Genomic DNA, 17379 nt, shown 5'->3' with positions numbered 1-17379 from the left:
CGCTGAGCCGCAGGCGTGCGAGGAGCCCACGAGCGTGCCGCAGCCCCCCGCGCGGCCTGCGGGCGTCGAGACCGGCCCCGAGCGGGTGGGGGCTAGCCCCGCGGGGAGCGCCGACGTGGTCACGGCCCCCGCGCGGCCGCCCCGGCGCGCGCCGCGCAAGCCCGCCGCTCCCCAGCTGGACGGCGAGACCCCGTTCGCACCGTGGACGCCGAGGGGCGGCCTGGAGCGCAAGGCGCTGGACTCGCTGGACGACCCGCGGGCCGCCCGGACCGTCCGGCGGGTGCTCACCGCCGGGCTCAAGGCCGAGGGCCCGGTGCACCGCGACCGGCTGGTGCGGATCGCGGCCGGCGCCTTCGGGCTGACCCGGGTCAGCGAGGGCCGCCGGGACGCGCTGCTGGGGCTGCTGCCCGACGGCGCGGTCGACGGCGACTTCGTGTGGCCCGAGTCGCTGGACCGCGCCGGGTGGACCGGCTTCCGCCGGCAGGCGGCCAGCGCCGACCGGCCGCTGGAGCACATCGCGCCGGAGGAGGTCGGCAACGCCATGGCGGCGCTGTGCCGGGCCGCGTCCGGGTTGGCCGAGGACGAGCTGTTCGCGCGCACCGCCGAGGTCTTCGGCTACCGCCGCCGGACGCCGTCCCTGGCTCCGCTGCTGGGGGCCGCCCTGGCCCGGGCGGTGGACGCCGGCCGGCTGGTGCGCTCGGAGTCGGGGGTTCGCGCCGCCGGCTGATCCCCCTCGGCCTCATCAGCCCAGGTCGCACCCACAAGGGCACGCCGGGGCGTGCAGCGGCCGCCCGTTGCCGTCGTCCAGCTCGTCGCAGGCCGGTGGACAGCGACAGGTGAAGTCATCGGCGGCGCCGGGCTCCGCCCCGGCGAGCCGGAGGCGCCGCGCCTCCTCCCGGCGCCGCCGGGCCGCCTCCTGGCGCCGGGCCCGCCGCTCCTCGGGGGAGTCCCCGGGTCGCACGGGGTGGTGGTCGACGGGTGTGCCGAGGCGGCCGGGGAGGGCGTCACGGGCGGCCCGGTCCACGTCCACGGTGAACCAGGGTCGCCGACGGTCGTAGCGGTGCTCGTAGCGCCCCTCGCGCTCGTCGGCGAAGTGCGGGTCGAGGTGCGCCGGGAAACGGCGGCCGTAGAGGTCCCGGACCGCGTCCGGGGACATCCCGGCGACCTCGTGGCCGGCCGCGTCGAGCAGCGCGAGCCGCAGGCCGGCCTGCTCGGCGGCTCGGACCAGGGCGCCGACGGGCAGCTCGCGCCGCCCGCTCTCGGCCTGCGCCACGGCCGACTGGGACAACCCGCAGGCAGCGGTGAGCTGCCGCTGGGACAGGTCGGCCAGTCGCCGGATGCGGCGCAGCGCGCCGGAGAGGTCGAACGACGGCACGTCCCGAGGATGTCGTCGCTCGGGAGAGCGTGGGCCGCACCGCCCGGCAGGTGTGGACGGGCCGGCCGGGTGTGGACGCCGCCCCCCCACGGCCGGCAGCTCCTCCTCCCGGGCTGCCGGAACCCGGGGACCGGGGACAGGCCGCCCCGGGCCCGTACGGCCGCGCGCGACGCACAGTCGGCTCACAGCCGGGTCCTCTACCGTCGGGGTCCACCTGCCGCCGACAGGGAGGCCGCACGACCGTGGACGAGGCGCTGAACTCCGCCGGAGCGGTCGCCGACCTGGCCGGGACCCGCCAGATCGGCCTGCTCGAACCCGGCGACCCGGACCGCATCGGGCCCTACGAGCTGCTGTGCCGGCTGCCGCGCGGCGGCCAGGGCGCCGACGTCTTCGTGGGCTCGGCCGGGCCGGACGGCGCGCTGGTCGTCATCAAGCGGCTGCCCGAGGGGGCGCCGGAGCTGGCCCGCAGGCGGCTGGCGCGCGAGGTCGAGAACGCCGCCCGGGTGAAGAGCTCCCGGGTCGCCGCGATCGTCGACCAGGACCTCGAGGCGGAGGCGCCCTACTACGTGCAGCAGTACGTCTCCGGGACGCCGCTGGACGAGTTCATGGCGCACCGCTCGGGCGGGCTCAACGCCGAGGAGCTGCGCCGGATCGCGATCGGGCTGCTGCGCGCGCTGCGCGACGTGCACGCCGCGGGCGTCGTCCACCGGGACGTGAAGCCGGGCAACATCATCATCGCCGGCGACGAGGTCTGGCTCGTCGACTTCGGGATCAGCCGCTACATCGGCCCCGAGCCGCCGTCGGGCACGGCGACCTCCGGGATGGCGGCGCTGGGCACCAAGCTGTTCGCCAGCCCCGAGCAGCTGGCCGGGACGGTGCTCACCGAGGCCAGCGACGTCTACAGCTGGGGCATGGTCATCGCCTTCGCCGCCGGCGCGGTGCACCCGGTCGACCCCGACGACACGATGCCCGACTCGGACTACTACCTGGCGCTGCGGGCGGGCCGGCTCGACCTGACCCGGGTGCCGCCCAACCTGCTCGACAGCGTGGAGAAGGCGCTGCGCTTCAACCCCGAGCGCCGCCCGACCATCGCCCAGCTGGCCCGCCAGGTGGAGCAGCGCACCCGCTGGCTCGGCGAGACCTCGCAGATCCCCGACCCGCGGACGACGATCCGCGACCTGCGGTCCCCGGGGGCGGTGGCCGAGGCGGCGCGCTACGAGCTTGCCCGGCTGGAGCGCGCGGTCGCCGACACCTGGACCGGCTTCGCCGCGGCCGCCGGGGTGATGGTGCTGCTCGGCGTCCTCGCCGGGCTGCTGCTCGCGGTCCTGTACCACGTCGTCCTCTGAGCCGTCGTCCGCCGAGCCCCGATCCCCGAGGAGGAGCACCGTGTCCGGGATGTACGAGCGCGCGCTGGCCCAGCAGCGGCTGGACGCGCGCCGCCAGCGGTTCCGCGAGCGCCAGCGGCTGCTGCTGGTGGTGCTCGCCGTGTCCACCGTCGTCTTCTTCGCGCTGTTCGTCCGCTGACGATGCGCCGCCGCGTCTGCCCCCGCTGCCTGGAGCCGCTGACCGCGCCCGTGTGGCGCGACGCCACCGGCGCGCCCGTCCGCCCGCCGGTGGAGCGCCGCACCCGCTGGCAGCGGCTGCTGGACCCGCTGCGTACCGACCCGCTGCCGGTGCCGACGGTGCGGGAGGCCGCGGGCGCGGCCGCGGCCAACGTGGTGCCGACCTGCCCGCGCGGGCACCGGCTGCCGCCGGAGTTCCTCGACCGGCCGACCGTCGTCGTGGGCCTGGTCGGGCTGACCGGCGCGTCGAAGAGCACCTACCTGACGGTGCTCGTCGACCTGCTGCACGAGGGCGCGCTGGCCCCGCTCGGCATCTCGGTGGAGATGGAGGAGGACAGCGCCGCCCGCTTCGACGACCTCCGCTACCGGCTGCTGGTGCAGCGCCAGCAGCTCCCGCTGACCCTGCCGCTGCTCGGCCAGGGCAGCTCCCCCGAGCCGTTCGTGCTGGTGTTGCGCGGCACCGGCCGGAACGGGGTCGAGCGCGCGGTCAACCTGGTCTTCTTCGACGCCTCCGGCGAGCAGCTCTACCGCAGCGAGGACATGGGCCAGTACGGCAAGTTCCTCTACGCGGCCGACTCGCTGCTCGTCGTCCTCTCCCCCGGCGTCTTCCCCCGACTGCGCTCGCTGGCCGACCCGGGCGAGGACGCCATGGGCCTGGCCCGGCACACCCAGATGGTGGTCAACCTGGCCAACGTGCTGCGCGCCGCCCGCAACCTGCCGCCCGACGCGCACCTGGACGACGTCGCGACCGCCGTCGTGCTGAGCAAGGCCGACAAGCTGCGCGGCGTGCCGGACTTCCCGGCCGGGACGCTGCGCGACCCCGACCTGCGCGCGATGCCGCTGGCGCACTGGTTCGCCGACGTGCGCGCGAACAGCTCCCGGCTGGTCGACTTCCTCGAGGTCAGCGGCGGGTCGAACCTGCTGACGGCGGTGCTGCACCGGCTGCCCCGGCCGACCGTGCACGCGGTCTCGGCCACCGGCGCCGACGCCCGGGACGGCGGCTACCCGCGGATCGCCCCGGTCGGCGTCCTCGAGCCGCTGCTGGTGCTGCTGGCCCGCTCCGGCTTCCTGCCCGGGGAGGGGCTCGACCCCGAGGAGTACGGCGCGGGGCTGCGCCGTGAGTGGTCGCGGTGAGCGGCCGGGCCTGCCCGCAGGCGCTCTACACCTCGGCCAGCCGCACGCTGGAGGGGCCGGGCTTCGGCGTCTACGCGCACTCGGGGGACTGGCCGGCCGCGGTCGGCCGCACCCGCAAGGCGCTCGGTGCGCTGGTCGGCTTCCGGCCCGCGGACGGCGAGGCCTACGGCGTGCTCTCCCGCGGCGCGGGCCGGGTGCTCTACCGCGCGGTCGCCGCCCGCGCCGACGGCTTCGGCCGTCCCGGCAACTACCTGGTGCACCTGCTGTGGGACGGCAGCGGCCGGCTCGGCCCCCGCGAGCTGCTGGCGCTGCGGCGGTCCGGGCGGTTCCTCGACGCCCTGCCCGAGGACGCCGCCCCCTCCGCCGACCTGCCGCCGCTGCGGATCGCGATCGCCGGCCGGGCGGCTCCGGCGCTGACCCCGGACGAGGTGGACGCGCTCACCTCGCCGCTGGCCGGGCTGCTGGCCGTCCTCGCCGCGGGCACGGGCCGCTGCGCGCTGCCGGTGCGGACGGCGTCCGGTCGCGAGGTCGCCGAGGTGCTCTTCGCCGTCCTGCCGCGGGCGCTGACCGCCGGCGTCTCGCTGCACGCCGGCACCCGGGAGGACATCGGGGACACCGCGCCGGTCACCGTGCAGCTCAGCGACGCGCCCGCACCCCCGGCGGCCGGGCCGCACGACACCGAGCGGGCCCGCACGCTGCTGGAGGCGGCCAGCAAGGCCGAGCTCGCGCCCGACGACCTGGCCGACCTGCGCCGGCTGGACGCGTGGCTGTTCGCCGATGCCTGGGCCGAGCAGGACGCCGCCGGGCTGTCGGCCGACCAGGTGGCCAGCGTGCTGGAGTCCTCGGCCGCACCGGGCTGGCTGGCCCGCGGGGGCAACGCGGCCGCCGCCCTGGACGTCGCCGCGGGCAGCCCGGCGGTCGAGGCGGCGCTGCGGGCGGCGGTGGACCGGTGGCCGGCGGTCGCCGAGGTGGTGCGCGGACGGGTGCTGGCGGCGCTGCTGGACGAGGTGTTCGACGGCGCCGAGGGCCCGGCCGAGCTCGCCGTCGAGGTGGCCGGGATCGGCCAGGGCGACCTGTGCGCGGCGCTGGCCGAGGAGGTGCGCCGCGGACGCCGGGTGGCCAGCCTCGACCGGGCGGCCGGCCTGCTGGTCGAGCAGGCGCTGGCCCTCGGCGTCGACCTGCCGCTGCTCGGGCTCACCGGCCAGACGTGGGAGCTGGCGCTGCTGGCGACCCGCCGCGAGGTCGTCGGCGACGCGCTGGTCGCGCAGTGGCGGTCGGCTCCCGGGTGGACGGCGGAGCACGGCGCGCTGCTCGGGCACCTGCTGGTCGCCGACCCCGGCTGGCTGGCCCGGCTGGGCGACGCCGTCCCGGCGTCGGCGCTGCCGCCGGCGCTGCGGTGGGCGGCGCTGCGCATGGACGCCGACGGCGTCGAGCGGCTGGCCGCGGCGGTGGCGACGGGGACGGGCGCCGGCCACGGGTGGGCGCTGCGCGAGGTGGTGTTCGGCTCGGAGCTGCCGGCCGCCGAGGTGGACCGGGTGCTGGGCCGGCGGCTGGAGCTGCTGCTGGTCGACGACGGCTGGCCGCGGGACCTCGCCGAGTCCTTCGCCCGCAGCCGCGGCGCCGACGACAGCTCGTCCCGCCGCCGCCGTCGCGGCGGGTGAAGGACCCCCGCTTCCCCGGCAGTCCCACCCGGCACAGCCGCCTCCGCGCGTCCCCGGTGTAGCGGGCCCGGCTCCTAGCCTCGGAGGGACCACGCACGGAAGGACCCCTCATCGTGGCCAAGCACCTGCTCGACGAGACCGCCGAGTTCGCCCTCCCGACCGCCGGGCGGCACGCGGCCGCCGCCGAGGACGACCCCGGCGACCGGACCCAGCGCTTCGACGCCGGTGTGCGCCGCCAGCCGCCGGTCCCGGGCCGCCCGGACGGCGACGGCCGCACGCGGTGACGCGGGCAGGGGCGGCCGCTGCCGCCGCCCCTGTCCTCCCGGATCCTCCGCCCCTGCTTCCCATGCGGAGCAGCGCCTGAGGTTCCGGAGAGGGGACGTCGGTCCGGGCGGCTCCCCGTACGGCGAGGGCGGCGGGGAGAGGTCCGGCGGCTCAGGTCCGGCCGAGGCCGACGAGGGTGACGTCGTCGGTGTCCGCGGGGTCGAGGGCGGCGAGCACGGCGTCCAGCAGCGCGTCGGGCTCCCCGCCGGCGGTGACGGCGGCACACAGCGCGTCGAGCCGGTCCGGCAGCGGGACGTCGCGGCGCTCCACCAGCCCGTCGCTGTAGAGCAGCAGCCGGTCGGGGCCGGCCAGCCGGAACCGGGTCTCGGCGTAGTCGACCTCGTCCAGCAGGCCGAGCGCCGGGCCGCGGCCCTCGCTCAGCAGCCGCACCCCGTCGGCGGTGGCGTGCAGCACCGGCAGGTGGCCGGCGCTGGCGACGGCGACGTCCCCGGTCCCCGGGTCCAGCTCGGCGACGACCGCGGTGGCCAGCTCGCCGGGCAGCAGCGCGGCGATCACCTCGCCGAGTCCCTGCAGCGCGGCGGCCGGGCCGCGGTCGCGCAGCAGGTGGGCGCGCAGGGCGTGCCGCAGCTGCGCGGTCACCGACGCGGCGGCGAGGCCGTGCCCGGCGACGTCCCCGAGCACGATCGCCAGGCGGCCGCTGGGCAGCGGCACCAGGTCGTACCAGTCGCCGCCGACGACGTCCGCCGCGCTGGGCCGGTAGCGGGCGGCCAGCGCGACGCCGGGCACCTCCGGCAGGGCTTCGAGCAGCAGGGTCCGCTGCAGCGCCGCGGCCAGCCGGTTGTCCTCCTCGGCGCGCTGCAGGGCCGACTCGGTCAGGTGCGCGGCCAGCGCCCGGGCGGCGGCGACCTCGTGCTCGCGCCACGGCGTCGCCGTCCCGCGGACCGTCTCCCGCCACGCGGCGAACGAACGGCGTGGGGAGAGCCGCGGGCCGGCCTCGGTCTCCACCGTCTTCGGCGTGTACGGGTTGCCGCCCCAGGTGACCTCGCGCGGGGTCTCCGGCCGGAACCAGGCGAGGAAGTCCCCGCGCCCGGCGCCGACCTCGACGGCGAGCAGTCCGCTGGCGGTGTCGGCGACGTCCGCGGCCCCGGGCACGAGGGAACCGAGCGCGTCGGTCGAGGCGCGCCCCGAGGCGAGCAGCGCGGCGACCAGAGCGGGCACCCGGTCGGCCGGCGGGGTGTGGCCCACCAGGTGCAGCCGGCCGTCGAGCCGGACCGCGGCGCCGGCAGCGGGCAGCAGGTCCAGCACGGTCGGCGTGCCCTCGGTGAGCGCCTGCGCCGGCGTCCGCGGGCTGCGGCCGAGGGCGGCCACCAGCTCGGCCTGCCGCTGGGCCACCGCCACCACGCGGCCCTGCTCACCGGCCTCGACCGTGCTCTGCAGCAGCAGGGAGGCGGTGCGGCCGAGGAACTCCGCGGCCACCCGGTCGGCGTAGGAGGGCCGGTGGGGGCCGCGGTAGGAGTGGCAGGAGACGAGGCCCCACAGCCTGCCGCGGTCGATGAGCGACACCGACATCGAGGCGACCACGCCCATGTTGGCCAGGTACTCCAGGTGCACCGGCGAGACGCTGCGCAGCACCGCGCCGGAGAGGTCCAGCGGCCGGCCGGTCCCGGGGGTGACGGCCGGCTCCAGCGGCACCCGCCGGTAGGCCGCGTCGGGGATCAGCCGCAGCCAGTTGGTGGCGTAGAGCGCGCGGGCCTGGGCGGGGATGTCGCTGGCCGGGTAGCGCAGGCCGAGGAACGGCTCGAGGTCCGCGCGCCGGTCCTCGGCGATCACCTCGCCGTTCCACTCCGGGTCGAAGCGGTAGACCATCACCCGGTCGAAGCCGGTGAGCCCGCGGACCTCGCGGGCCAGCGCCGCGGTCAGCTCCTCCAGGGTGCCGGCGGCCGACAGCCGCTGCAGCACCAGCGGCAGCCGCCGGTGCCAGGCCGCGCCGGCCTGCTCCGCGCCGGCGAGGGGCTCCCACTCGGTGACCAGCAGACCGTCCGCACGGTGGACGACGAGGTCGACCTCGACGCCGCCGACGCGGACCCGCAGCGGGTTCAGCTCGGCGAGGTCCCCGGCCAGGCCGGCGCGCAGCCGCTGGAGATCGGCGGGGGCGAGCACGTCGGCGAGGGACGCCGGGGTGGCGCCGAGGACCTCGCCGGCGCCGGCCGAGGCCACGACGACGGCCAGGTCGGGTTCGGTGACCGCCAGCAGCGCGCCGTGCGGCTGGATCGCGCCGGGGACGGCGATCGGCTCGTCGGCGCAGCGCCGCAGCGCCTCGGCATCGACGCCGGGGGTGTCCGGCTCCGTCCACGGGCCCGACTCCGCGCCGCGGTCCGCTCCTCGCTCGTTCCTCGCTGCGATGCTCCCGCGGCGGTCATCGGGCGGTGGCGTGGCGGTCGGCGTCATCGCCGGCCGACCCTACGGACCGACCTCGCCGTCCATCAGGCTGGGCGCCTCCACGATCGGCACGAGGGCCCGCAGCTCCAGCAGGTCCACCACCAGCCGCACCGGCCGGTTGCTGCTGGGGCAGACCACCTGGAGCGACACGCCGTCCTCAGCAGCGCGGCGGGCGGTGCGCGCCAGCTGCCGGGCACCGGAGCTGTCGAGGAAGGTGGTGCCCGTCAGGTCCACCACCAGCGACTGCGGCCGCTGGGACAGCTGTGATTCCACGGCCTCCGCGAGGCGCGGGGCGGTCGCGATGTCCAGCTCTCCGCGTACTGTCAGCGCCGGTCGCCCGAGGACCGTCGTCGGTTCGACGTCGAACTGCACGGATCGGTCCTCCCATCGGAGACAACGGAACCTGAGCAGCCTAGATGCCTTCGGGCGGGAGGGGGTCGGTCGGCGTGGACATCGCCTTCACCGTCCACCTCCCGGTGGACACCGACAGCGTCCCGTTCATCCGGGGGCTGTGCCGCCAGGCCCTGGAGCACTTCGGCGTCGAGCGGGGTGTGGTCGACGAGATCGCGCTGGCCCTCACCGAGGCCTGCGCCAACGTCGTCCAGCACGCCGGGGAGCACGGCCTCTACGAGGTCGCGGTGGCCATCGACGACCGGCTCTGCCGGATCAGCGTGGTGGACAACGGCGAGGGCTTCGACCCCGCCGAGCTGCCCGACGGCGACGAGCGCTCGCCGCTGGACGACGGCCGCGGGCTGCTGCTGATGCAGGCGCTGGTCGACCGGCTGGACTTCCGGCACGAGCCGGACGGGCGGCACCGGGTCACGCTGGAGAAGCGCCTGTCGCCGCACCCGCCCCTGCGCCTGGTCGACCCGGTGTGACATGCCGACCGCAGGGGACGTCCTCCAGGACCGCTACGAACTCCGGTCGCCGATCGCGACCGGGGGCATGGGCGTGGTCTGGCGCGCGCAGGACCGGGTGCTCGGCCGTGAGGTCGCGGCCAAGGTCCTCAAGACCGAGTACACCGGCGATCCAGTCTTCCTGACCCGCTTCCGCACCGAGGCGCGGCTGTCCGCGGGGCTGGCCCACCCGAACATCGCCGTCCTGCACGACTACGGCGAGGTCGAGCCGTCCGCCCCGGACGGCGACCGGCTGGTCTACCTGGTCATGGAGCTGGTGGACGGCGAGCCGCTGTCGGCGGTGCTGGCCCGCGAGGGGCGGCTGACCCCGGCGCGGACCCTCGACCTCCTCGGCCAGGTCGCCGCCGGGCTGGCCGCCGCGCACGCCGCCGGCGTCGTGCACCGGGACGTCAAGCCGGCCAACCTGCTGATCGGTCCCGACGGCACCGTGAAGATCACCGACTTCGGCATCGCCTGGTCGGCCGCGAACGCCACCGTCACCCGCACCGGCCACGTCGTCGGGACCGCGCAGTACCTCGCGCCCGAGCTGGTGCAGGGGCAGAAGGCCACCCCGGCCGCGGACGTCTACGCCTGGGGCACGGTCGCCTACGAGTGCCTCGCCGGCCGCCGCCCCTTCGACGGGCCCAACCCGGTCGAGGTCGCGCTGCAGCGGCTCTCGGAGACGCCCCTGCCGCTGCCGGCCGACGTCCCCGCGCCGGTGCGGCAGCTCGTCGAGCGCGCCCTCGCCACCGACCCGGCCGCGCGGATCCCCGACGGCGCCGCGCTGGTGGCGGCCGTCGGCGAGGCCGCCGCGGGCCGTGCCGCGGAGCCCGAGGACGAGCGGACGGCGACCCGCGTGCTGCCCGCCGTCCCCGCGCAGCAGCCGGGGACCGCGCCGCTGGCGGCCCCGGCCCCGGCCGCCCTCCTCCTCCCCGGGCTGGACGACGAGGACGACGAGGAAGGGACCGACGACCGCGGCCTGGTGCGCCGGCTGGCCGTTCCGGTGCTGGTCGGGCTGGTGGCCACCGTGCTGGTCGTCACCGGGCTGGTGCTCGGCAGCCGCGACGTCCCTGCGCCCACCACGTCGGCGGCCGCCCCGACGACCCCGGCTCCGGCGACGTCCATCGCGCCTCGGCCCACGGTCACCTTCGTCCGGGTGGACCCCGCCGAGCACGTCGGGCAGCAGGTGGCCCAGGTGCAGGCCTGGCTGACCGGTCTGGACCTGACGGTCCAGCTGGTCCCGGTCGAGCGGGCCGACGTCCCCGCCGGGCAGGTCCTGTCGCTGCAGCCGAACGGCGAGCTCCCGGTGGGGACGATCGTCGCGGTCAGCCACGCCGTCGCCCCGCCGCCGCCTCCTCCCCCGCCGCCGGCCGCGCCGCCCCCCGCCGAGGCGGGGAACGGGGACGACGACGAGGGCAGCGACGAACGGGGGCGGGGTCGCGGCCGGGGCAACGGGAACGGCAACGACGACTGAGTAGCGGGGTCGGAGCCGCCGCGACACCCGGGCGGTCGGGGTCCCCGCGCACCCCCGCACGGGTGCTCTCCCCCGGCGCAGGGGTTGCCGGGCCGCGCCCGGGGCACACCGCCGCACCGACGCGGGAACCGCGGCCCCACGAGCAGAGAGGCGACGATGGACCTGACCGGTCACGTCCTCGGGAAGCGCTACCGGTTGGAGTCCCTGATCGCGACCGGCGGCATGGGCCAGGTGTGGCGCGCCCGGGACGTCGTCCTCGACCGGCCGGTCGCGGTCAAGGTGCTGCGCTCGGAGTACACCGGCGATGCGGCCTTCCTGGCCCGGTTCCGGGCGGAGGCCCGGCTGACCGCAGGGCTGACCGCCCCCGCCATCGCGACGCTGCACGACTACGGGGAGGCGCCCGGCACGGGCGGCGTCGAGCGGCTGGCGTTCCTCGTCATGGAGCTGGTGGACGGGGAGTCCCTGTCGGCCGTGCTGGCGCGGGAGGGCCGGCTGGCCGCCGCGCGCACGGTGCGGGTGGTGCGGCAGATCGCGGCCGGGCTGGCCGTGGCGCACGCCGCCGGCGTCGTGCACCGGGACGTGAAACCGGCCAACGTGCTGGTCCGCACCGACGGCACCGTGACCATCACCGACTTCGGCATCGCCTCCTCGGTGGCCGCTGCGCCGATCACCCGGACCGGGCAGGTCATCGGCACGGCCCAGTACCTGTCCCCGGAGCAGGCGCAGGGCGAACGGGCCACCCCCGCCAGCGACGTCTACGCCCTGGGCCTGGTCGCCTACGAGTGCCTGGCCGGGCGGCGGGCCTTCGACGGGGAGAACTCCGTCCAGGTCGCGGTGCGGCACATCCGCGAGGTCCCCCCGCCGCTGCCGCCCGACGTGCCGGCCGGCCTGCGCCGGCTGGTCGAGCGGATGCTCGCCAAGGCCCCCGCCGCGCGGCTGCCCGACGGCGCGGCGGTGCTGGCCGCGCTGGACGACGTCGCCGCCGGCCGGCCCCTCCCGCCGGCGTCCGCGGGCTCCCGCACCCGTGTCCTCCCCGCCGCGGCCGGTGCCGCGGCCGGCACCCGCGTGCAGCCCGGGGGCGCGCACGACGGGCCGGGCGACCGCCCCCGCTCCTCCCGGTGGCGGCTGGCGCCGCTGGCCGCGCTGCTCCTGCTGGCCGCCCTCGCGGGGGTCGTCGTGCTGGGGACCAGTGGTTCCCCGGCGCCGGCGACGGGGACGACGTCGACTCCGGCTCCTCCGGCGGGCGTGGACGTCGTCCCGGCCGCGTACGTGGGCCGGCCCGTCGCCGACGTGCAGGCCGAGCTGACCGGGTCAGGGCTGGTCGTGCAGCTGAGGCCGGTGCAGACCGCCGACGTCCCCGACGGCCAGGTGATCGCCGTGGACCCCTCGGGCCGGCTCGCCCCCGGCACGGCGGTGACCGTCACCCACGCCCTGGCTCCTCCCCCGCCGGCACCGGCTCCCGCCGCACCGGCCCCGGCCGCGGGGGACGAGGGGAAGGAAGAGGAAGAGAAGGAGAAGGACAAGGACAAGGAGGAGGAAGAGGAGAAGAAGAAGGACGAGGACGAGTGACCTCCCGCGCCGGGTAATCCGGGTGCGGGCGGCGGGGCAGTCCTGCTCCACTGTCGCGCCCCTACCCACCGGAACGAGAAGGCCATGGAGAAGATCAGCGACCGGCTGCTCAACTGGGCGTCGATCCTCGAGCCGACCACCCGCATGCAGGCCGAGCGCACCGCCTCGATGCCGTTCATCCACCCGCACGTCGCGCTCATGCCCGACGCGCACCTGGGGCTCGGCGCCACCGTCGGCTCGGTGATCCCGACCGACCGCGCGATCATCCCCGCAGCCGTGGGCGTGGACATCGGCTGCGGGATGATGGCCGTGCGCACCCAGTTCACCGGCGACGACGTCCGCGGTCGCAACCTGACCACGCTGCACGAGCAGGTCTCGCGGGCGATCCCTCTGTCGGCCGGTCGGCACAACAAGAAGCTGCGCGAGACGGCGGCGGCGCGGGTCGCGGAGCTGCGGGACCTGCCGGGGGCCGCGCAGGCCGACGGTGTCGCGCCCAACTGGCCGCTGCAGCTGGGCTCGCTCGGCTCGGGCAACCACTTCATCGAGGTCTGCCTCGACGAGGCCGACCGGGTGTGGCTGTTCCTGCACTCCGGCTCGCGCGGGGTCGGCAACCGGCTGGCGTCGAAGCACATCCGGGTGGCGCAGGACCGCTGTGCCGGCATGGACCTGCCCGACCGCGACCTGGCGTACCTCGAGGAGGGGACGGCGGAGTTCGACGCCTACGTCGAGGCGCTGCACTGGGCGCAGCGGTTCGCCGCCCTCAACCGCGAGGAGATGATGGACCGCCTCGCCGAGCAGGTGTCCCGGTTTCTCGCCGAGGAGGTGCACCGGGCGCAGGTCGTGCAGTGCCACCACAACTACACCGACCGGGAGACCCACTACGGCACCGCGGTGTGGCTGTCGCGCAAGGGCGCGATCTCCGCGCGGGCCGGCCAGTGGGGGCTGATCCCGGGCTCGATGGGGGCGGCGTCCTACGTCGTGGTCGGCAAGGGCAACGTCGAGTCGCTGACCTCCGCGCCCCACGGCGCCGGGCGCAACCACTCGCGGGGCGCCGCGCGGCGGATGTTCACCCGTGCCGACCTCGACCGGCGGATGACGGGCATCGCCTGGGGCCGCTCGGACGCGTTCCTCGACGAGCACCCCGACGCCTACAAACCGATCGACGTCGTCATGGCCGACGCGGCCGACCTGGTGGAGGTCCGGCACACGCTGCGTCAGGTGGTCAACGTCAAGGGTGACTGACGCTCGTGCTCTGCCCACGATCGTGGGCAGGGCACGAGCCCGCCGGGGGCGCCCCCGTGCGTCGGCGACCCCTGGGACGACCACCGTGTCCGCGGCGACCAACGCCTCGGGCCCGGACGACGCCCGGCGCGGAGCTGCTCAGGCGGGCGGGGCGTCCCGGCCGGCCTCCTGCGCAGGCGGGGAGGTCGCCTCCACCGCGGTGAACTCCTCGACGATCTCGTAGGTGTGGCTCACCCCGGCCGGCACCACCCAGGAGTCCCCCGGCCCGAGGTCCAGCGTCTGGTCCCCCGCGCGCAGCCGGGCCCGCCCGGTGACCACGTACCCCACCGTCTCGTAGTCCCGGGCCGCCTCGGGCTTGCCCTCGGTCGGCTCCTCCGCGGCCCACAGCCGCATCGCGACCCTCGAGCCCGCGGCCAGGTACCGCTGCCCCATCTGTCCGGCGTGCACGTCTGCCGCCGCGACCTTGCTGACGCGGTCGTTCGTCGTCTCGCTCACGGAGGACGGGCTACCCCGGCCGGCGGCGTGCCAGTCGAGGACGGCTGCCTGCCGGGCGATGCGCGCCGGCATCGGCAGGTCGGGGACGGACACAGGCGGCCGCGCCGGCGTGTCGACACCGTCCGATGGCGCACGATCCCGTCGTGCACAAGCCGAGCGCCGCCGCTCCTGTTAACGTCGTCAGCAGGTCGAAGAGCGGCCTGACGCGCACGTTCGTGGGATGTCGTCCGTCAGCAGCCGCTGCCGGCCCGGCGCCCCGCAAAGGGGACCACCATGCGCGCACGGAAAGCCTCCGAGCGCCGAGCAGAGGACAGCGCCCGCCCGCTGCTCCTCTCCATCGACCTGCAGACCGGCCGGGTCACCGCCGCCGGCGAGCTCGACCGCGCCGTCGCCCACCGGCTCGGCGACGCCCTCGACGCGCTCGCCCTGACCGGCCACCGCACCTGGACCGTCGACGCCGCGGGCATCACCTTCTGCGACGCCGAGGGCCTGCGGGTGCTCGCCGGGGCAGCCGCGCTGGCCGACGACCGCGGCTGCACGCTGCGGCTGGTCGACGCCTCACCGTTCACCGTCCGCCTGCTGCGGCTGGTCGGCATGGAGGAGCTGCTCGACCGCGCGGCCACCCGCTCCCCGCTCGGCGCCGCCTGAGGAGCCGGGTCACCCGAGGACCGGGTCAGCTGCGGCCCTCCCCCACCGGGGGGTCGTCGACGTCCGGCACGCCGCTGCCCGGTTCGCCCGGATAGCCGGACATCTCGCCCTGCGCCGCGCGCGGTTCCTCCTGCTGGGACGGCGGCCCGACCTCGCCGGGCTCGGGACGCTCGCCGGGCAGGACGTCGTCATCGGGCCGCTCGTTGGTGCCGCCGTAGGGCCGACCCGTCATGTTGCCCTCGGTCATCGCCGTCTCCTCGTGCCAGGGCCCGGAGGGATACCCGGGACCGGCACCGGTCACGCGGGCGCGATGACCCGCACCGGCTCGCCCCGGAGGAAGGCGGCGACGTCCTCGACGGCGTCGCGGTAGAAGACGGCGTAGGTGTCGCGCGTCACGTAGCCCAGGTGCGGGGTCAGCACGGTGCGCGGCGCGCGGCGGAGGGGCGAGTCCGCCGGCAGCGGCTCCCGGTCGTAGACGTCGAGACCGGCGCCGGCGATGCGGCCTTCCTGCAGGGCCTCGAGGAGCGCGGCCTCGTCGACGATCGGCCCCCGCGAGGTGTTGACCAGGATCGCGCTGCGCTTCATGCCGGCGAGCTCGTCACGGCCGACGAGCCCGCGGGTGCGGTCGGAGAGCACCAGGTGCACGGCGACGACGTCGGCGCCCGCGAACAGCTCGCCCTTCGTCACCCGGCGGACGCCGGCCTCCGCCGCCCGCTCGTCGGTGAGGTTCCGGCTCCAGGCGACGACGTCCATCCCGAAGGCCTGGCCGATCCGCGCCACCCGGGTGCCGAGCCGGCCGAGGCCGACCACGCCCAGGGTGGCCCCGGCGAGGTCGGTGCCGACGGTGCGCTGCCAGCCGCCGGCCCGCAGCCCGGCGTCCTCCTCCGGCAGGTGGCGGGCCACGGCCAGGATGAGCGCCCAGGTCAGCTCGACGGGACCGGTCGGGTGCGCGCCCGTGCCGCAGACGAGGACGCCCCGCTCGGCGGCCGCGGCGACGTCGATGGCGGCGTTGCGCGCGCCGGTGGTCACCAGCAGCCGCAGCCGCGGGAGCCGCTCGAGCAGGCTGCGCGGGAACGGGGTGCGCTCCCGCATGGCGACGACGACGTCGAACCCCGCCAGCCGGTCGGCGACGGCGTCCTCGTCGTCGAGGTGGTCGGCGAAGCTGACGACCTCGGCCTCCTCCGGGAGGCGGGACCAGTCGGTGAACTCGGCGGCGACGGACTGGAAGTCGTCGAGGACGGCGATGCGCAGCACGGTCCCCGAGCATGGCGGCGACCCCCGCCCGTCGCGAGCGGGGGTCGCCGTGCCGTCAGTGCCGGGTGCTCAGCGCACGGGACCGCGACCGTAGCCGCGGCCGCCGCCCTGCTTCTTGTTCTGCTCGCCGATCTTGGCGATGAACTCCTTGATCTTGGCCTGGTTCTGCGGCTTGCTGGCCTCCTGGATGACCTTCGCCGCGAGCCCCGACATCAGGGCCTTCCTCAACATGCCGGCCATGGCGTGTCCCTCCTCGGTTGGGTTGTGCTGTCTCCTGCCCGGGAGGGCGGGGGCCCAACCCCCCGGCTCCGTGGGGCCCTGCGTCGCGATCCCGCCACCCTCTGTGGGGCCATGCCGGGGTTCGGTGAATTCCTCAACGGCCAGATGAGCTGCGGTTTCCCCCCGCCGGGGCGCCGGTGGGGGCCCGTGTCCGCCGTGGTCAGCACGGCGTGTCGCGGCGTGTCGGACGGGCCACCGGGCACCCCCGCCCTCGTGGTGAGCCGGGCCGACGGGCCCCCCTAGCCTCGGTCGCCGTCCGGAGGGCCCGCGTCGCTGACCTTGCGACACCCGACGGACGCCGCCGAACCGTGCACCGGTCGCTGACCGGTGCGCAGGCCGGGGACCCACCGCAGCACTGGGGTGAAGCGCGACCTCGTCGCGCCGGGCGACTCCCCCGTCCGAACCCGTCAGCTAACCCGGTAGGCGGTCGTGGAGAACAGGAGAACCGTCGTCGATGACGACTGCCCGCACGACCTTCGCTCGTCGCTCGTTCCGCGGGGTGGCCGTCGCCGCCATCGCCGGCGCCGGCATCGCCCTCTCGCCCCTCCCGGCCTCGGCCGCTGCCGGGGACGCCCCGGTGACGGGTTCGGTCACCGCAGCACCGGCCGTCGCGTCCAGCGGCGCCGCCCAGACGGCCGTCGACACCGCCCTCGCCCAGGTGGGCGACCCGTACACGTGGGGCGCCACGGGGCCCAACGCCTTCGACTGCTCCGGTCTGACCTCGTTCGCCTACAAGGCGGCCGGCATCACGATCCCGCGCACCTCGAAGGCCCAGTCGACGTTCGGCACCGCGGTGTCGAAGGCCGACCTGCAGCCCGGTGACCTGGTGTTCTTCTACAGCCCGGTCTCGCACGTCGGCATGTACATCGGCAACGGCCAGATGGTGCACTCCTCGAGCGCCGGCAAGCCGGTGGCGGTGGCGGACCTCGACTCCATGCCGAGCTTCTCCGGCGCCCGCCGGATGGCCTGACCCCTCCCGCGGGGGGGGGGGGGGGGGGGGGGGGGGGGGGGGGGGGGGGGGGGGGCGGGGGGGGGGGGGGGGCGGCGGGGGGGGGGGGGGGGGGGG

Annotated in this window: 19 protein-coding genes and 1 riboswitch; of the genes, 12 read left to right on the top strand and 7 right to left on the bottom strand. The window is 76.8% G+C overall.

Annotated features, from left to right (window positions below; all coding sequences use genetic code 11):
• Nucleotides 1–115 precede the first annotated feature (115 nt).
• On the top strand, nt 116–727 hold the full coding sequence (locus ACI78Z_RS23345) for a hypothetical protein (protein ID WP_457038924.1): 612 nt from the start codon (nt 116–118) through the stop codon (nt 725–727).
• Between the two features lie 15 nt (nt 728–742).
• On the opposite strand, the gene ACI78Z_RS23340 is transcribed toward ACI78Z_RS23345, so the two are convergent.
• Nucleotides 743–1375: a helix-turn-helix domain-containing protein gene (locus ACI78Z_RS23340; RefSeq protein ID WP_457038923.1), complete on the bottom strand. Its 633-nt coding sequence runs from the start codon at nt 1373–1375 to the stop codon at nt 743–745.
• A gap of 242 nt (nt 1376–1617) precedes the next feature.
• On the opposite strand from ACI78Z_RS23340, the gene ACI78Z_RS23335 reads away from it, so the two are divergent.
• The 5 genes from ACI78Z_RS23335 (at nt 1618) to ACI78Z_RS23315 (ending at nt 6016) form a co-directional block, all read left to right on the top strand.
• A complete protein-coding gene (locus ACI78Z_RS23335; protein ID WP_457038922.1) occupies nt 1618–2721 on the top strand; it encodes a serine/threonine-protein kinase in 1104 nt (367 codons plus the stop codon).
• Nucleotides 2722–2761: 40 nt separating this feature from the next.
• The gene (locus ACI78Z_RS23330; RefSeq protein WP_457038921.1) at nt 2762–2899 is read left to right on the top strand and encodes a hypothetical protein; all 138 of its coding nucleotides are present in this window, start codon (nt 2762–2764) and stop codon (nt 2897–2899) included.
• A gap of 2 nt (nt 2900–2901) precedes the next feature.
• On the top strand, nt 2902–4071 hold the full coding sequence (locus ACI78Z_RS23325) for a TRAFAC clade GTPase domain-containing protein (RefSeq protein ID WP_457038920.1): 1170 nt from the start codon (nt 2902–2904) through the stop codon (nt 4069–4071).
• Nucleotides 4068–5732: a GAP1-N2 domain-containing protein gene (locus ACI78Z_RS23320; protein ID WP_457038919.1), complete on the top strand. Its 1665-nt coding sequence runs from the start codon at nt 4068–4070 to the stop codon at nt 5730–5732. The genes ACI78Z_RS23325 and ACI78Z_RS23320 overlap by 4 nt, the downstream gene beginning before the upstream one ends.
• 113 nt (nt 5733–5845) lie before the next feature.
• Nucleotides 5846–6016, top strand: a complete 171-nt coding sequence (locus ACI78Z_RS23315; protein WP_457038918.1) for a hypothetical protein — start codon at nt 5846–5848, stop codon at nt 6014–6016.
• A 151-nt stretch (nt 6017–6167) separates the two neighbouring features.
• Here ACI78Z_RS23315 and ACI78Z_RS23310 read toward each other — a convergent pair whose 3' ends face one another.
• Nucleotides 6168–8465: a SpoIIE family protein phosphatase gene (locus tag ACI78Z_RS23310; RefSeq protein WP_457038917.1), complete on the bottom strand. Its 2298-nt coding sequence runs from the start codon at nt 8463–8465 to the stop codon at nt 6168–6170.
• Nucleotides 8466–8477: 12 nt separating this feature from the next.
• A complete protein-coding gene (locus ACI78Z_RS23305) occupies nt 8478–8828 on the bottom strand; it encodes an STAS domain-containing protein (protein ID WP_457038916.1) in 351 nt (116 codons plus the stop codon).
• Nucleotides 8829–8902: 74 nt separating this feature from the next.
• Here ACI78Z_RS23305 and ACI78Z_RS23300 point away from each other — a divergent pair, with 74 nt between their 5' ends.
• The 4 genes from ACI78Z_RS23300 (at nt 8903) to ACI78Z_RS23285 (ending at nt 13637) form a co-directional block, all read left to right on the top strand.
• Nucleotides 8903–9334, top strand: a complete 432-nt coding sequence (locus ACI78Z_RS23300; protein WP_457038915.1) for an ATP-binding protein — start codon at nt 8903–8905, stop codon at nt 9332–9334.
• Nucleotide 9335: 1 nt separating this feature from the next.
• Nucleotides 9336–10826 carry a serine/threonine-protein kinase gene (locus ACI78Z_RS23295; protein ID WP_457038914.1) on the top strand — a complete coding sequence of 497 codons (1491 nt, stop codon included), beginning with the start codon at nt 9336–9338 and terminating at the stop codon, nt 10824–10826.
• Nucleotides 10827–10982: 156 nt separating this feature from the next.
• Complete coding sequence (locus ACI78Z_RS23290) at nt 10983–12395, top strand: serine/threonine protein kinase (protein ID WP_457038913.1); 1413 nt, start codon at nt 10983–10985, stop codon at nt 12393–12395.
• Between the two features lie 84 nt (nt 12396–12479).
• Nucleotides 12480–13637 carry an RtcB family protein gene (locus ACI78Z_RS23285; protein WP_457038912.1) on the top strand — a complete coding sequence of 386 codons (1158 nt, stop codon included), beginning with the start codon at nt 12480–12482 and terminating at the stop codon, nt 13635–13637.
• Between the two features lie 138 nt (nt 13638–13775).
• On the opposite strand, the gene ACI78Z_RS23280 is transcribed toward ACI78Z_RS23285, so the two are convergent.
• Nucleotides 13776–14132, bottom strand: coding sequence for a cupin domain-containing protein (locus ACI78Z_RS23280; RefSeq protein WP_457038911.1), 357 nt, complete (start codon nt 14130–14132; stop codon nt 13776–13778).
• A 273-nt stretch (nt 14133–14405) separates the two neighbouring features.
• Here ACI78Z_RS23280 and ACI78Z_RS23275 point away from each other — a divergent pair, with 273 nt between their 5' ends.
• Nucleotides 14406–14780: an STAS domain-containing protein gene (locus ACI78Z_RS23275; RefSeq protein WP_457038910.1), complete on the top strand. Its 375-nt coding sequence runs from the start codon at nt 14406–14408 to the stop codon at nt 14778–14780.
• Nucleotides 14781–14805: 25 nt separating this feature from the next.
• Here ACI78Z_RS23275 and ACI78Z_RS23270 read toward each other — a convergent pair whose 3' ends face one another.
• From ACI78Z_RS23270 to ACI78Z_RS23260, 3 genes are all read right to left on the bottom strand, one after another.
• Nucleotides 14806–15027 carry a hypothetical protein gene (locus tag ACI78Z_RS23270; RefSeq protein WP_457038909.1) on the bottom strand — a complete coding sequence of 74 codons (222 nt, stop codon included), beginning with the start codon at nt 15025–15027 and terminating at the stop codon, nt 14806–14808.
• A 50-nt stretch (nt 15028–15077) separates the two neighbouring features.
• Nucleotides 15078–16034 (bottom strand): D-2-hydroxyacid dehydrogenase family protein, encoded by a 957-nt coding sequence (locus ACI78Z_RS23265; protein ID WP_457038908.1) that lies wholly within the window; start codon nt 16032–16034, stop codon nt 15078–15080.
• Between the two features lie 69 nt (nt 16035–16103).
• Nucleotides 16104–16265 carry a hypothetical protein gene (locus tag ACI78Z_RS23260; RefSeq protein ID WP_457038907.1) on the bottom strand — a complete coding sequence of 54 codons (162 nt, stop codon included), beginning with the start codon at nt 16263–16265 and terminating at the stop codon, nt 16104–16106.
• A gap of 356 nt (nt 16266–16621) precedes the next feature.
• Nucleotides 16622–16755, top strand: a riboswitch (cyclic di-AMP (ydaO/yuaA leader).
• Nucleotides 16756–16767: 12 nt separating this feature from the next.
• Here ACI78Z_RS23260 and ACI78Z_RS23255 point away from each other — a divergent pair.
• Complete coding sequence (locus tag ACI78Z_RS23255) at nt 16768–17283, top strand: C40 family peptidase (protein WP_457038906.1); 516 nt, start codon at nt 16768–16770, stop codon at nt 17281–17283.
• The last annotated feature ends 96 nt before the right edge of the window (nt 17284–17379 follow it).

The sequence above is a fragment of the Geodermatophilus sp. SYSU D01176 genome, assembly GCF_054050015.1.
The sequence above is the reverse complement of the archived record's forward strand: the minus strand, read 5'-3'. Positions and strand labels throughout refer to the sequence as shown.